The following is a 14,496-nucleotide window of genomic DNA, read 5'->3' as shown; positions in this document are numbered from 1 at the left end:
CTTCCCCCTCGGGCTCGACAACGACGTGCCACATGCCACGAGCAGCGACGACGCACCTCGGACGCGAACCGCCCCGGCCACGCTCCCCGTTGTACGTGATGCCCGAAGCGAACACCCCCGAACCTCAGAAGCGAGAGGGAATCCCCCGTATCCGTAGCAAGAGCCAACTCGAAGGGGCTTTCCTCGTGGCATCTGGGACTAGGAGATCTCCGGATCCCGGGTCTCTCCCCTCGCCTCGGCGAGCGCCAGCCACACCCGGTCGCGGGTCAGCGGCAGCTCCGTGAACCGGATCCCCGTCGCATCGCGCAGCGCGTTGGCGAAGGCCGGGGCGACCGGGTTGAACGGGCTCTCGCTCATCGACTTCGCGCCCAGCGGGCCGATCGCGTCCGACGTCTCCATGAAGTGCACCTCGGTGCGCGGCACATCGGCGTACTGCGGCAGCCGGTAGCGGCGGAACGCGGCCGTGGTCACCTCGCCGCGCTCATCGAGCCGTACGTTCTCGAAGAGCGTGGCGCCGAGCGCCTGCGCCACCCCGCCCTCCACCTGGCCCCGGCACTGCATCGGGTTCATCACCTTGCCCGCGTCGGCGGCGTGGACGCTGCGCAGGATGCGGATCTCGCCGGTGTCCGGGTCCACGGCGAGCCGGAACCACTGGGCGTTGAAGGCCACCGAGCGCGGCGAACCGCCCCAGTGTCCGTCCGCCGACAGCTCCCGTCCCGCCGTGCGCGCCGCCTGGAACAGCTCCTTCAGGCTGACTTCGCACCCCTCGCCCTCCGGCCCGGCGTACTCCACCGCGTCCACCGTCAGCCGGCAGACGCCATGCTCCACACCCAGGTGCCGTGCCGCGAAGTCCACTATCCGAAGGGCGAGTTCGTCGGCCGCCTTCAGAACTGCCTTGACCGCCACCACCGTCCCGGCCGAGCCGAAGGCCCCGGTGTCGTGCCGGACCACGTCGGTGTCCGACTGGCGGATCGCGATCCGGTCCACGGTCGTGGAGAGCGCACCGGCGGTGATCTGCTGGTGGACGGTCGTGGTGCCGTTGCCGAACTCGGCGGTGCCGACCGCGATGTCGTACGTACCGTCCTCGAGCAACTTCACCGTGGCGTCCGCGAAATGGCCGCCGGGCGGACCGGTGGCGATCATCGACATCCCGGCGCCCTGGCCGACGAGCCACCCCTCCGGCACGTCGTCGCGGAACCCGTGTCCGCTCCCGCCCCCGTCCCCTTCTCCGTACTCCTGGATCGCGTTCCGTACGACCTGGAGGCACTGGTCGAGCCCGTAACTGGCGATTTCCAGGTCCTCCTCCTCGCCGCCGGGGCTGATCATGTGCTCGCCGGGACCGATGATGTTGCGTTCGCGGAAGACCAGCGGGTCGACGCCGGTGCGGCGGGCCAGTTCGTCCATCACCGACTCGACCGCGAAGACGACCTGCCCGAGGCCGTAGCCCCGGAAAGCGCCCGCCGGGACGGAGTTGGTGTAGACGGAGTAGGCGTTCACCTTCTTGTGCGGGGCGCGGTAGACGGCCATCGACTCGCCGACGCTGTGGAACATCACGGCCGGGCCGTGGTTCCCGTACGCCCCGGTGTTGGACACCACGCGGAGTTGGAGCGCGGTCAGCGTGCCGTCCGCCCGTGCGCCCGCCCGGACCCGGATGGTGAAGGGGTGGCGGGTGGTCGCCCCGTAGAACTGCTCGGCGCGGGTGAACTCCAGCTTGACCGGGCGTCGCAGCCGCATCACGGCGAACGCCACGATGTCCTCGACGATCATCTCCTGCTTTCCGCCGAAGCCGCCGCCGACCCGGCCCGCCAGCACCCGTACCTGCTTCAACTCCAGGTCGAACAGGGCGCACAGGGCCCGCCGGGTGAGGAAGGGGGTCTGGGTGCTGGAGCGTACGGTGAGGCGTTCCGCACCGTCCTCGGCCGTCTCGTACCAGGCCACCGCGCCGTGCGTCTCCAGGCTGGCGTGCTGGACGCGCTGGGTGCGGAAGGTCTCCTCGTACACGACGTCGGCCTCGGCGAACCCGTCCTCGACCGAGCCGATCTCGCCGTGCACCTCGCCCACGACATTGTTCTCGGGGCGGGCGATGCGCGACTCGGGTCCCTTGTCGTGGATGACCGGGGCGCCGGGCCGCATCGCCTCCTCGGGGTCGGTGACGTACGGGAGTCGCTCGTACGTCACCTCGATGCGGCGGCACCCCTCCTCGGCCGCCGCCTCGCTGTCCGCGACCACGGCGGCGACACGCTGGCCCGCGTAGCGCACGGTGTCGTCCAGCAGCCGGGTGTCGTCGGGATCCTCGGTGGGGTGCTCGTGGCGGGCGGTGGAATAGAGGCGTTCGGGGGCGTCGTGGTGGGTGAGGACCAGGTGGACGCCGGGGACGCGCAGGGCGGCGGCGGTGTCGACGGCGAGGATGCGGGCGTGCGGGTGCGGGGAGCGCAGGAGCTTCATATGGAGGAGGCCGGGAACGTCGACGTCGAAGGTGTAGCGCGCGGTTCCGGTCACCACCTGGGGCCCGGCGGGTGCGCCGAGATTGCGGCCGACCGCCCGCCCGGCGTCCGGCTCCTCGGTGTGCCGTACGCCGCGCACCGCGTCCTCGATGGCCCGGTAGCCGGTGCAGCGGCAGATGTTGCCCTTGAACGCCCGGGGCAGGTCGGCCAGTTGCTCGTCGTCGAGGGCTGCCGTCGTCATCAGGTATCCGGCGGTGCAGAAGCCGCACTGGAAGCCCTGCGCGTCCAGGAACTTCTTTTGTACGGGGTGGAGTTCGCCGTCCACCGTCGCCAGGCCCTCGACCGTGGTGACGGCTCGGCCCTCGGCCCGCAGGGCCGGGTAGAGGCAGCTGTGCACCGGCTCGCCGTCCACGTGGACGGTGCACGCCCCGCAGTCGCCCGCGTCGCAGCCCTTCTTGACGCCGAACCAGCCACGTTCGCGGAGGTAGGTGCGCAGGCACTGGCCGGCGCGGGGCTCGTCCTCGAAGGGCCGGCCGTTGATGTGGATCCCGTAGCTCATCCCTTTTCCCCTGAGGTCGATTCCCGTTCCCCGGCCGTCAGTTCGCGGCGGATCTCCTCGGCGAAGCGGAGGGCCATGTGCCGCCGCCACGCGGGCAGTCCGTGGATGTCGTCGAACCAGTCGTCGGCGGCGACCGCCCCGTCGATCGCGTGGTGCAGGGACTCCCGGTCCGGCGGCAGCGGGAACCAGAAGCGGAACGGCCGCACGGTCGCCGCGCTCACCGTCACGGTCAGCGACCCGTCGACCGGGTCCAGGGCCCCGATGACCAGGGCTCCCGAGCGCCCGAGCCCGTACAGGGACGCCTGGCGGAACGCCGTACGGGAGGCCAGGGCGCGGGCGGGCAGGGTGATGGAGCGCAGCAACTCGCCCTCGCCCAGGTCCTTTCGGCCCGCGCCGACGACGAACTCCGCCGCCCGCACCCGCCGTAGCGAGCCGTCCTGGGCGCGCAGCAGGCACACTCCGTCCAGCGCGGCGGTGAGCGAGATCATCGGTCCGGCGGGCAGGGCGTTGCAGAGGTTGCCGCCGACCGTCGCCATGTTCCAGATCTTGAACGAGGCGAGGAAGGCCCGGCAGCACTGCTCGAAGAGGGGGGCCGCCGGCGCACGCCACGTCTTCGCGAACCGCGACAGCCGCGCGATCGTGCAGGTCGCCGCGATCTCCAGCGAGCCGTCCGGCAGCTCCCGCACCGGCTCCCAGCCCATCCGGCTCAGATCCACCAGCCGGCGCAGATGCGGCTGCGGTTCGGAGAAGAGATAGGTGCCCCCGCCGAGCCAGGCGTCGCCCGGCCGCCAGGGAACGCGGCTGCGGGCGTCCCGTACATCGAGCACCGTGTTGAGGTCCATGGCGTCAGTGAAGCGCCGGGGCGGGGGCCCGCACGACTGGTTCACCGTACGGAAATACACCAGGCCCGGACCGTGGCACTGGAGGATCAACCAAGAGGTGTTTTCCTCTCCTGACCTTGCATTTACGATGCGAGGACTCGTATTGACCTCGTGCATGCGAGATGCCGGGTGCGGTGCCCGGCAGGCCCTAGGAGACCGCCCATGCACGTCGAAGACCTCCTCCGACTGGAGTCCCTGGACCTGACCCTGCTCTGGGGAGGACCGCCGCTCCTCGCCCGGGAGATCAGCGGGGTCACCGCGACCGACCTGGAGGACCCGGGACGGTTCCTCCAGCGGGGCGAGATCGTGCTCAGCGGCCTGGTGTGGTGGAGCGCGGCGGACGACGGCGCGAAGGCGGACCGGTTCGTCGCGGCCCTGCACGACGCGGGCGCGGCGGCTCTGCTGGCGGGCGAGGAGACGCACGGGACGGTTCCGGAGGCGCTGGTCGAGGCGTGCCGCCGCCATGGCATCGCGATTCTCTCCGTGCCGGTGCACACCTCCTTCCGGGCCATCACCGACACCGTGTACCTGCGGCAGTGGGGGGACCTCAGCAGGCGGCCCGCCGACCACTACGCGCTGCCGGAGAACGTGCGGGGCGAGCTCAGCCGGCTCCTCGCGGACGGCGCGGCCGGCGCGGACCCGGACACGCTGCTCACCCGCGCGCTCGACCACGTGGGCGCCCCGCCCTGTTACGTGCTCAGCGCCACCGGCCGCACGATCGCCCGTACGCCTCTCGCCCCGCCCCTGCCCGCGTCACGGGCGGCCCGGCGGCTGAGGGCCGCCACGCCGTTCGCGGCCGCCCCGGCCCCCGCGACCACGTTGGGCGTCGACCCGGACGCCTCCCCGTACGGCCAGTGGTACCTCCACCTGCCCGGCGCCGTGGAGGTGCCGCCGCGCATGCTGCACGAGATAGCCGAGGTGTTCGCCCAGCACCGGCAGGGGCAGCTCCGCCGCGAGGCCGCGGCCCGTGGCCCGGTGACGGAGCTCCTGGCCCTCATCGACGCCCCGGGCCCCGGGCCCGCCGCCCTTCCGGCCGCGCTGCGCGCCTGCGGGCTGCCGGAGCAGGGCCCGTACACGGTGGTCGTGGTCTCCGCGGGGGCGGAGGAGGGCGGGGCGGCGGCGGGGGCCGACGCGTTGGAGGAGGCTCTGCGCCACCTCACGGGCCACCGGTTCGCGATCGGGCGGTCGGCGATGGGCGGGGCGTCGGGGGGCGGGGCGTCAGGGGACGGCGGGGCGGTGGCGGTGATCGCCGGGGATGCCGGGGCGCGCTCTCCGGATGCCGTGGTCGCCGCCCTCAAGGACCTCTGGCCCGCGCTGCACGCCTGCGACGGAGCCGCCCTCCCGTACGGCGGTGTCAGCGCTCCGGCCGCGACCCCGGAAGGTCTCAACGGCGCGCTGGTGCAGGCGCGTTACGCACTGACGGCTGCGGGGAGGGCAGGGAGCGCGAACCTCACCGCGATCGAGGACCTCACCACGCTGGACGCCCTCCTCTCGGGCGTCCCCGGCGACGTCCGGACGGCCTTCGGCATCCACGCGCTCGGCCCGCTCGCCGATGCCACGAACCCCTCCCACCGGATGCTCCTGGAGACCCTGGACGCCTTCCTGGCGCACAACGGCTCCTGGGCGCGGACGGCCGAGGCGCTGCACCTGCACGTCAACACCGTGCACTACCGGATCAGGCGCGTCGAGCTGCTCACCGGCCGCGACCTGGCCCGCCTCGACCACAAGCTGGACCTGAAGGCGGCGCTGCTCTGCCGCTGAACGTGGGGACCAGACGCGGGACTTCGAGGAGGGGCGCGGGGTAAGGCACGGTTCAGAGTCAGGCATAGTTCAGGGTCAGGCACGGTTCAGAATCAGACGCGATTCAGAGTCAGATGTGGTTCGGAGTCAGACGCGGTTCAGGGTCAGCGCGCTGCGCTTCTCCGGCTGCGGGCGGCTGGCCCACAGGGTCCGCACGTGCTCCAGGTGGTGGCGCATCAACGCCTCGGCCGCCGCCGCGTCCTGAGCGATCATCAGATCCAGGAGCCGTACGTGCTCCTCGGCGGAGTCGACGAGCACCCCGGCCTCGTCGAGCTCCGTGAGACCGTACAGCCGGGACCGCTTGCGCAGGTCGCTGACCACCGACACGAGGTGCTGGTTCCCGCCGAGGGCGAGCAGGTCCAGATGGAACCGGCGGTCGGCGTCGAGGTAGCCGATGAGATCGTGCCCCCGGGCCGCCGCCACGATGGCCTCGGCCCCCGGACGCAGGGCCTCCAACTGCTCCCGCGTCGCGGTCCGGACCACCTTGCCGACCGTGGGCACCTCGATGAGCGTACGGATCTCGGTGTATTCGTCGAGGTCCCGCTCGGTCATCTCCGTCACCCGGAAGCCCTTGTTCCGTACGGCTTCGACCAGGCCCTCACGGGCGAGGTCGAGCATCGCCTCGCGCACCGGGGTGGGCGAGACGCCGAACTCCGCGGCGAGGGCGGGCGCGGAGTAGACGCCGCCGGGCTTGATCTCCCCCGCGATGAGCGCGGCGCGCAGCGCATGGGCCACCTGGTCGCGCAGATTCTCGGTGGGCGACACCAGTTTGCGCGATTGCAGAGTGACCACGGCGTCCTCCGGGACTTCGGGTGTGCGTATCAGTGCAATGTCACGTTACCCGAAGGATCTTCGCCCAGGCACTTCACCCGCGAAAGGCCCTGGTCCCGTGCCCGTCACAGCAGGAATCCCGCCGGGAACGGGTCGCCGGGGTCGTGGTGGAACTGCGAGGTCGCGGTGATCCAGGCGCGGCCGGTGATGGTCGGGACGACGGCCGGCACACCCCCGACCCGGCTCTCCTCCACGAGCCGGCCGGTGAACGACGTACCGAGGAAGGACTCGTTGACGAAGTCCTGGTGCAGGGGCAGTTCGCCCCGGGTGTGGAGCTGGGCCATGCGCGCGGAGGTGCCGGTGCCGCACGGCGAACGGTCGAACCAGCCCGGGTGGATGGCCATGGCGTGGCGGGAGCGTACGGCGGTCGAGCCGGGGGCCAGGAGCTGGACGTGATGGCAGCCGGTGATCGTCCTGTCCTCGGGGTGGGTGGGCGGTTCGGCGGCGTTGACCGCGGCCATCAGGTCGAGTCCGGCCCGCAGGATGTCGTCCTTGCGTTCGCGGGCGAAGGGCAGGCCGAGGCGGGCCAGGGGAAGGATCGCGTAGAAGTTGCCGCCGTAGGCGAGGTCGTAGGCGACCTCGCCGTAGCCGGGCACCTCGACGCGCCGGTCCAGGGCGACGGTGAAGGAGGCGACGTTGCGCAGGGTCACGGCGGTGGCCGCGCCGTCCTCGACGCGGACCTCGGCGACCACCAGTCCCGCCGGGGTGTCGAGCCGGACCGTGGTCACGGGTTCGGTCACGGTCACCATGCCGGTCTCGACGAGCACGGTGGCGACCCCGATGGCGCCGTGGCCGCACATCGGCAGCAGCCCGGACACCTCGATGAACAGCACGCCCCAGTCGGCGTCGGGCCTGGTGGGCGGCTGGAGGATCGCCCCGCTCATCGCCGCGTGGCCGCGCGGCTCGTACATCAGCCAGGTGCGGAGGTGGTCCAGGTGCTCCTGGAAGTAGGCGCGCCTCTCCGCCATGGTGGCTCCGGGTACGGCTCCGATCCCGCCGGTGACGACGCGGGTGGGCATGCCCTCGGTGTGGGAGTCCACGGCGTGGACGGTGCGACGGCTGCGCACAACGCTGCTCCTTCGTGGTGGGACGGGGGGGGTGGCTCCGCTGCCTCAGTCCAGGCCCTCGGCGAGCAGCTTCTCGGTCAACGCCCGTACGGTCGAGCCGTCCTGGGGGGAGAGAGGGGTGCGCGGAGGCCGACAGGGTCCGCCGCTCCCGTCGGCCACCACGTCCTGCGACACCTTGATGGCCTGGACGAACTCGGTCCGGGAGTCCCAGCGCAACAGCGGGTGAAGACGCCGGTAGAGGGGTACGGCGGTGTCCAGGTCACCGGCGACCGCCGCACGGTAGAGGGCGGTGCAGGAGCCGGGGAGGGCGTTGGGAAACCCGGCGATCCAGCCGACCGCTCCCGCGACGGCCAGTTCGAGCAGGACGTCGTCGGCCCCGATCAGCAGGTCGAGTCCGGGGGCCCGCTCGGCGATCTCCCAGGCCCTGCGCACATCGCCGGTGAACTCCTTCACGGCGACGATGTCCCCGGCCTCGTGGAGCTGCGCGAGCAGATCGGGGGTGAGGTCGACGCGGGTGTCGTACGGGTTGTTGTAGGCGACCACGGGCAGCCCGGCGCGGGCGACCTCGGCATAGTGGGCGCGTACGGCCTCCGCGTCGGCCCGGTAGACGTTGGGCGGCAGCAACAGTACGGAGCCGGCCCCGGCCCGCGCCGCCTGCTCCGCCCAACTCCGGGCCTCCGCACTGCCGTAGGCGGAGACGCCCGGCATCACCCGGGCCCCGTCGCCCGCCGCGTCGACGGCGGTCTCGACGACCCGGCGGCGTTCGTCGTCGGTGAGGGTCTGGTACTCGCCGAGGGAACCGTTCGGCACGACGCCGTCGCAGCCCGCTTCGAGGAGGGAGCGGACGTGAGCGGCGAAGGCGTCGTAGTCGACGGAGTGGTCGTCGCGGAAGGGCAGGGTGGTGGCGACCATGACGCCGTGCCAGGGACGGGTACGGGAGTGGGTACGGGGCTGAGTGCGGGCGGGAGTTGGGGACATGGTGACCTCCTGGGATCGCGGTTGTACGGATGGAGGGGCGCGGGTGGGGGTGGAGGTGGAGGTGGGGCTGTCGGTGCGTGGCCGCTACGGGTTGGGGGCGGCGGTGCGGGTGTCGGGCGGGTTGGGGCGCTGAGGGGCGGGTGAGGGTGCGGTCAGCCGGACGGGGTGCCGGGGGCGGGGCCGGCGAGATCCTGGAGGGACACCGGGCAGGAGAGCGGCCGACGTGCCGGGGAGAGGGGGGCGGAACCGTCGTCACCGGCCGCGAGGCACGCGACGGCCGACTCGCACATGCGCCCCTGGCACCAGCCCATGCCGGCCCGGGTGAGCAGTTTGGCGCTCCGGGTGTCCCGCGCGCCCAACTCGTGGGCCTGCCGCAGCTCGTGGGCCGTGACCTCCTCGCAGCGGCAGACCTCGGTGTCCTCGGTGAGCCACTGCGGCCACCGCGCGCCCGGGCGGTGCACGGCCGCCATGAGGTCGGCGAAGCGGCGTTGCCGGCCGACGACCGCCCGCAGCCGGGTGGCTTCGGCGGTGTGGGCGGTGTGGGCGGCCTGCGCAGCTTGGGCGGTGTGGACGGCTTGGGCGGTGTGGACGGGCTGGGCGGTGCGGCTCCCGACCGCCGCGCTCCCGTCGATGGAGTCCGTGATGTCCAGGGCCGCCGAACGGCCCTCTGCCAGGGCGAGTTCGACGCCTCCGATGCCGGTGGACTCACCGGCCGCCCACACTCCCGGGACATCGGTGCGCTGTCGTTCGTCGACCACCACGGCGGGCGTTCCGTCCGGCGCGGTGCGCAGCGCGCAGTCGAGACCGATGGCGAGTTCCAGTTGCGGGACGAGGCCGTGGCCGACCGCGAGCGCGTCGCACGCGATGCGCACCTCGGTCCCGGCCACCGGCCGCCAGTCCCGGTCGAGGGCGGCGAGGGTGACCGCCTCGACCCGGTCCGTGCCGTGCGCCCGGACGACCGCGCTGCGGGTGCGCAGCCGGATCCGGTGCCGCAGGAGGCCCATCGCGAGCCGGGCCCCCTCCGCCGCCTTGGCCGGGTTGCGGGCGAGGGCGCCGGGCCGGGCGGCGTAACCGGCGTACGAAGCGGCCTCGGCCAGGACCGGGATGTCGGCGCCCGCCTCCGCCAGGGAGACGGCGACCGCCGCCAGGAGCGGGCCGCTGCCGGCCACGACGATGCGCCGCCCGGGCAGCGCGAGGGAGTCCTTGAGGATCGCCTGCGTGCCTCCGGCGGCGACCACTCCTGGCAGGGTCCAGCCGGGGAAGGGCAGTTGACGTTCATAGGCGCCGGTCGCCAGCAGGAGGCAGCGGGCCGCCGTGACGCGAACGCCTCCACCGGGCGCGCCGTCGACCGGGACGTGGTGGAGCGTCCAGCGTTGCCGCCCGGGGGCCGGGTCACCGCCCTCGACCGTCCATACCTGGCGTCGCGGGAGGTGTGTGATCCCGCCCTCCCGGACGTGGGCCGCGAAGCGGGCGGACCACGCGGTGAAGGCGGCCCGCCGGTGGTGGACCGGCCGCCCCCGGTGGGCGAGGCCGGGGGCGGGGCGGCGGAAGTACTGGCCGCCCGGGCGTTCCGAGACGTCGACGAGCACGACGTCCAGGCCGCCGTCCGCGGCGGTGACGGCCGCGGCCAGACCTGCGGGGCCCGCGCCGACGACGGCCAGGTCGTGCCCCTCAGATGCCGAGATCGTCACGTCCGTGTCCTTCCTGCGAGGTGACCACGTCTCCGTCCGACACCCTGACGAGACAGGCCCGTTGGTTGGGGGTGCCGTTGACGGTGACCAGGCAGTCGAAGCAGACGCCCATGCCGCAGAACGCGCCGCGCGGCCGTCCGCCGCCGCGCGTGGTGCGCCAGGCGACGATGCCGTGGTCCCACAGCGCGCCCGCGATGCTCTGCCCCTGCCGGGCGGCGACGGCACGGTCGTCGAAGGCGAAGCGGACGGACCCGGCCTCGGCGGGCGGTTCGGCTCTGCGTCGCATGGACCGCCGGCCTCCTTTCTCGTAGGGAACTTGCAAGGAAAGCCGTCGCACGCGAGTGCCCGGTCAGAAGGTCCCGTACGGGAGTTCTCACGCGGAAGCCGGTCGCGCGTCGGCGGGTCCCGCCAACCGCCCCGGGTCGAACGGCTTCACGTCAACCCCCGTTTCCGCGCCCGTGAGTTGTCGGGCGATGACCAGCCCGGTCGCCGGAGCGAGCCCGATCCCCGCGCCCTCGTGCCCACAGGCGTGATAGAGCCCGGGCACATGGCGGTCGGGGCCGATCGCCGGCAGGTGGTCGGGCAGGTACGGGCGGAAGCCGCAGTACACCCGGACGACACGCACCCGTGACAGGACCGGGAACAGCCCCGTCCCGGCGGCGGCCAGTCGCCGGACGGCCTCGCGGGAGATCCGGCGGTCGAACCCCACGCGCTCCCGGCTCGCGCCGATGAGGACCGGGCCCGCTGGCGTCCCCTCCACGACGGGCGAGGTCTGCAACTCCGCTCCTCCGCTGGCCACATCGGCGACGTATCCGGCGGCGTATACCTTGTGCCGCACCAGCGGGGGCAGGGGTTCGGTGACGAGGACGAAGCCGCGTCGAGGCTGGACAGGCAGGAAGGAGCCCGCCAGTTCGGCGATCCGGCCCGCCCAGGTGCCGGCCGCGTTCACGACCGCCCCGGCCGCCAGTCGGCGGCGCGAGGTCCGCACCCCGCTCACCCGGCCGCGCGGGGTGAGCGTCACCTCCGTGACCTCCTCCCCCAGGAAGACCAGCGCACCCGCGCGTCCGGCGTGCTCCAGCAAGTGGGCGGCGGCACGGGCCGGTTGGACCTGGGCGTCCTCCGGGTAGTGGAACCCTCCGGCGAGGCCGGGAGCGAGATGCGGCTCCCGGTCGCGGAGGGCATCGGCGTCCACTTGCCCCACCGCCACACCGGCACGCGCCTGCGCTGCGGCGAACTCGCCGAGCAATCGCAGTTGTTGGGCGTCCTCAGCGACCACGAGTCCGCCCTTGGCCTCGAACTCGACGTCTGCGGGCAGCTCCTGCGCCAGCTCACTCCAGAGCGCCAGCGACATCCGCGCCAACTCCAGCTCCGGACCGGGCCCTTTGTCCGAGACCAGGAGGTTGCCCTCACCGCAGCCACTCGTGCCGCCCGCGACGGGCCCCCGGTCGACCACGGCCACCGACAGACCGGCCCGAGCGGCGTAATAGGCGCACGCGGCGCCGACGACTCCGGCGCCGATCACGACGAGATCCACGGACTCTCCCTTGAGCACGGCAGTAACATGTCACATAACGCAGAGGCTGCCAAGACCTCCTTTCCGCCGGATCGGACGGTCGGACGCCTGCTCCCCCGGGACCCGCGACGGGCAGCAGGCGTCCACCGGCCGGCTCAGTACTCGGCGGAGACCACGAGTCCGGAGACCGCTTCTTCGGCGGCGATGGAGACGTAGTGCCAGCCGGCGGCGGGCGAAGCCACCGTCACCGTCTCGGTGTTGCCGGGCCCCGCGGACCGGTGGGCGTAGGAGGTCTTCGACGGCCAGGAACCGGCCCGGTGGTAGAGGTCGGCGTTGCCCGTGCCGCCGTGCGTGCGGATGCGCAACTGCGGCGTACCGGCGGGGACGTACAGGGTGAGGTAGGCGTAGTCGCCCGCCCGGGCCGACACTCCGGAGCGCGCGCAGTTCCGATCGAGCCGCGTCGCTTCGGGGAGGGTGCACTCGGGCAGGCCCGGCGGGTTGGGCGGGTGGGTGGCGGTGCCGCAGTCGCCTGCCGCGCAGGCGGTGAGCCAGGCGTTCCAGTCGGCGTCGTAGCGCGTGCCGATGGTGGACTTCAGGTGGGTGCGGGCCGCGTTCCAGTTGCCGGTGCGGTAGTGGCCGAGGACGGTGTCCAGGTCCGTACGGCGGGACTGGAGCATGTAGCGGACCGCGAGGTAGCCCCAGCGGTACACCCGCGTGCTGTCGCTGTTGTCGTAGGTGGTGTCGAACAGGGTGCTCAGCGGGTAGGTGCGCTTGCCCGCCTCGGCGAGGGCCGCGTCGTAGGAGAGTCGCCGGTAGGAGTAGGAGACGTACTCGGCGAATCCCTCGACCCACCAGACGGTCGGGGTGCCCATCCCGGCGGCGAAGTCGCCGGCCATGTTGAAGCGGCCGTCGAGGTAGTGGGTGTACTCGTGGTTGAGGTTCCAGATCTGGAAGTCGGGCCTGAGCCACTCGGCTTCGTACGCGATGAAGCGCGGCTGGTTGCCGGCGGCGGACGGGTCGCCCTCCAGGTACATACCGCCGTTGTCGGTGTCGATGCCGAACATGGCGCCCGCGTATGTCCCGTAGTCGCCGCTGGAGTTGTAGACGACGACCTCAAGTCGGGTGTTGCGGTCTCCGGCCACCGGCCCGTCCGCGCGGGCGATGTCGTGGAAGAACGCGTCCTGGTTCGCCAAGCTGGTGCAGGTGGAGGCGAGTTGGGCGGCCGACATCTCCTGGGCGCGGATGCGCAGGCTGCCGCTGCAGTCGTGCCTGACCGGCAGGGCCGCCCTGTCCAGGCGGTCGGGAAGGTCGCAGGTCGCGAAGTAGGCGCAGTTGCCGGCGTCGTAGTAGTTGGCCGACTCGGCCAGGCCCACCCACAGGGGCGCGGTCGCGCCGGTGATGGACGTCCGGTCGAGCAGCTCCTTGACCTGCGGGCGGACCGTGGGCCGCAGGGCCCCGTATTGCAGGAAGCGGGCGAGTTCGCGGCCCGCGTTGGTGACGAGGAACGCATGGTCGGCGCCCAGCAGGGAGAGGTGGCGGGAGGCGAAGGAGTGGACCGCGTCGGCGGTGGACCGGTCCGCCGTGACCGCCGCGACGAACGCCGGGAGTTGATGCCCCCGGAAGAGCACGGTGAAGGTGCTGTTCACGGCGTTGCGCATGTGCCGGAGCCCGTTGTACGAGCTGTCGTAGTCGGCGAGCAGGCGCTTGACCACGCCCAGATAACGGGCGTTCTCCTGGGCGCTGTCGATGAGGATGACCGCTTCGGACAGCGTCTCGCCGTTGGCGTCGGTCACATCGCGCGAGCGCGGCGAGGCGAAGAACGCGTCGAGCCCGGACCGTATCGCGGTGGTGAGCGGCGGCCCGTACGGCCCCACGGTCGACTCGTTGTACCACTGCACGTAGTACCCGGCCCGCAGGTACAGCACCAACTGCGGTACGCCGGTGCTCCCGTTGCCCGGATAGGAGGCCGAGGCGTCGCGCAGCGCGTACGCCACCGTCGCCATCTGCGCCTCACGGAACGCCAGGCGCGCGTTCTCGCCCCTCAGGCCGAACAGCGTGTTGACGCAGGCCGTGGTGGACGCCTTGATCTGCTGGACGAGGGCGTTTCCGGTACGGGAGGTGAAGTCCGCAGGATCGCAGGCGGCGGTGGCAGCGGCTCCGGGGCTCTCGGCGGGCCGGTCGTAGTCGCGCCTGTGCGCCGCGTCGGACGCCGGGGCCGGGCCCCGCTCGTCGACCGGCAGCGGCGTGTCACGTACGTGCTCGGGCTCGGGCTCGGACGCGCCGTCCGGCCGGAGGGAGGCGGCGGGCGGGATTTCCCCGTCGCCGTCCGACGATGGCGAAGTCGGGGACGAGAGGGTGGACTTGTGGGCCGAAGGGGCCGGGGCGTCCGCAACGATCGCGTCGGCCGACGAAGACGCACCGGCGGACGGGGACGGCGGAGCGGACGCGTACGACGGGGCGCCGAGCGATATCGGGCCCAGGCACATGCAGAGCGTCAACACGGCCAGGCTGACCGCGCGTTGACGCATCCAAGCTGGTCTCACCAGCTGCCTCCTCTGAAGGCTCACCCCATGCGGGTGGGGGGATGAGGGTGGGATGGGACGGGGTGGGGATGGCGGAGCGGCACCCGCCCATCCATGTGATTGACATGGACACGCAGGGTGCTATGCGACAGTACAATTTCACACAGCACAACTTTTGAGAAGGCGACGCACGCACAGAATGTCGACTGC

At 72.5% G+C, this 14,496-nt stretch carries 10 protein-coding genes; 1 reads left to right on the top strand and 9 read right to left on the bottom strand.

Annotated features, from left to right (window positions below; genetic code table 11):
* Positions 1 to 198: 198 nt before the first annotated feature.
* Positions 199 to 3,003, bottom strand: coding sequence for a molybdopterin-dependent oxidoreductase (locus tag ACLJPL_RS13540; RefSeq protein WP_411081048.1), 2,805 nt, complete (start codon positions 3,001 to 3,003; stop codon positions 199 to 201).
* Positions 3,000 to 3,845 (bottom strand): FAD binding domain-containing protein, encoded by an 846-nt coding sequence (locus ACLJPL_RS13535; RefSeq protein ID WP_411081047.1) that lies wholly within the window; start codon positions 3,843 to 3,845, stop codon positions 3,000 to 3,002. The genes ACLJPL_RS13540 and ACLJPL_RS13535 overlap by 4 nt, the downstream gene beginning before the upstream one ends.
* Positions 3,846 to 4,046: 201 nt before the next feature.
* On the opposite strand from ACLJPL_RS13535, the gene ACLJPL_RS13530 reads away from it, so the two are divergent.
* Positions 4,047 to 5,645 carry a helix-turn-helix domain-containing protein gene (locus ACLJPL_RS13530; RefSeq protein WP_411081046.1) on the top strand — a complete coding sequence of 533 codons (1,599 nt, stop codon included), beginning with the start codon at positions 4,047 to 4,049 and terminating at the stop codon, positions 5,643 to 5,645.
* Between the two features lie 126 nt (positions 5,646 to 5,771).
* Here the strand turns inward: ACLJPL_RS13530 and ACLJPL_RS13525 are convergent, their stop codons facing one another.
* The 7 genes from ACLJPL_RS13525 to ACLJPL_RS13495 all read right to left on the bottom strand — a co-directional run bounded on the left by ACLJPL_RS13525 (position 5,772) and on the right by ACLJPL_RS13495 (position 14,292).
* The gene (locus ACLJPL_RS13525; RefSeq protein ID WP_411081045.1) at positions 5,772 to 6,476 is read right to left on the bottom strand and encodes a GntR family transcriptional regulator; all 705 of its coding nucleotides are present in this window, start codon (positions 6,474 to 6,476) and stop codon (positions 5,772 to 5,774) included.
* A gap of 104 nt (positions 6,477 to 6,580) precedes the next feature.
* Positions 6,581 to 7,582: a proline racemase family protein gene (locus ACLJPL_RS13520; RefSeq protein ID WP_411081044.1), complete on the bottom strand. Its 1,002-nt coding sequence runs from the start codon at positions 7,580 to 7,582 to the stop codon at positions 6,581 to 6,583.
* Between the two features lie 45 nt (positions 7,583 to 7,627).
* Positions 7,628 to 8,560: a dihydrodipicolinate synthase family protein gene (locus tag ACLJPL_RS13515; RefSeq protein ID WP_411081043.1), complete on the bottom strand. Its 933-nt coding sequence runs from the start codon at positions 8,558 to 8,560 to the stop codon at positions 7,628 to 7,630.
* A gap of 152 nt (positions 8,561 to 8,712) precedes the next feature.
* On the bottom strand, positions 8,713 to 10,251 hold the full coding sequence (locus ACLJPL_RS13510; protein WP_411081042.1) for an FAD-dependent oxidoreductase: 1,539 nt from the start codon (positions 10,249 to 10,251) through the stop codon (positions 8,713 to 8,715).
* Complete coding sequence (locus ACLJPL_RS13505; RefSeq protein WP_411081041.1) at positions 10,232 to 10,537, bottom strand: (2Fe-2S)-binding protein; 306 nt, start codon at positions 10,535 to 10,537, stop codon at positions 10,232 to 10,234. The genes ACLJPL_RS13510 and ACLJPL_RS13505 overlap by 20 nt, the downstream gene beginning before the upstream one ends.
* 87 nt (positions 10,538 to 10,624) lie before the next feature.
* A complete protein-coding gene (locus tag ACLJPL_RS13500) occupies positions 10,625 to 11,785 on the bottom strand; it encodes an NAD(P)/FAD-dependent oxidoreductase (protein ID WP_411081040.1) in 1,161 nt (386 codons plus the stop codon).
* Between the two features lie 134 nt (positions 11,786 to 11,919).
* Positions 11,920 to 14,292, bottom strand: a complete 2,373-nt coding sequence (locus ACLJPL_RS13495; RefSeq protein ID WP_411081412.1) for a M9 family metallopeptidase — start codon at positions 14,290 to 14,292, stop codon at positions 11,920 to 11,922.
* Positions 14,293 to 14,496 lie beyond the last annotated feature (204 nt).

It is taken from the genome of Streptomyces sp. cmx-18-6 (assembly GCF_046548915.1).
Classification (GTDB): Bacteria; Actinomycetota; Actinomycetes; order Streptomycetales; family Streptomycetaceae; genus Streptomyces.
Note: the sequence above shows the minus strand (reverse complement) of the source record. Positions and strands in the feature narration are given on the sequence as shown.

What these genes read in the sequence shown, in the direction of transcription:
- ACLJPL_RS13530 (WP_411081046.1), top strand. Translation starts at nt 4,047, where the DNA reads ATGCACGTCGAAGACCTCCTCCGACTGGAGTCCCTGGACCTGACCCTG.
- ACLJPL_RS13535 (WP_411081047.1), bottom strand. Translation starts at nt 3,845, where the DNA reads ATGGACCTCAACACGGTGCTCGATGTACGGGACGCCCGCAGCCGCGTT.
- ACLJPL_RS13540 (WP_411081048.1), bottom strand. Translation starts at nt 3,003, where the DNA reads ATGAGCTACGGGATCCACATCAACGGCCGGCCCTTCGAGGACGAGCCC.
- ACLJPL_RS13495 (WP_411081412.1), bottom strand. Translation starts at nt 14,292, where the DNA reads ATGCGTCAACGCGCGGTCAGCCTGGCCGTGTTGACGCTCTGCATGTGC.
- ACLJPL_RS13505 (WP_411081041.1), bottom strand. Translation starts at nt 10,537, where the DNA reads ATGCGACGCAGAGCCGAACCGCCCGCCGAGGCCGGGTCCGTCCGCTTC.
- ACLJPL_RS13515 (WP_411081043.1), bottom strand. Translation starts at nt 8,560, where the DNA reads ATGTCCCCAACTCCCGCCCGCACTCAGCCCCGTACCCACTCCCGTACC.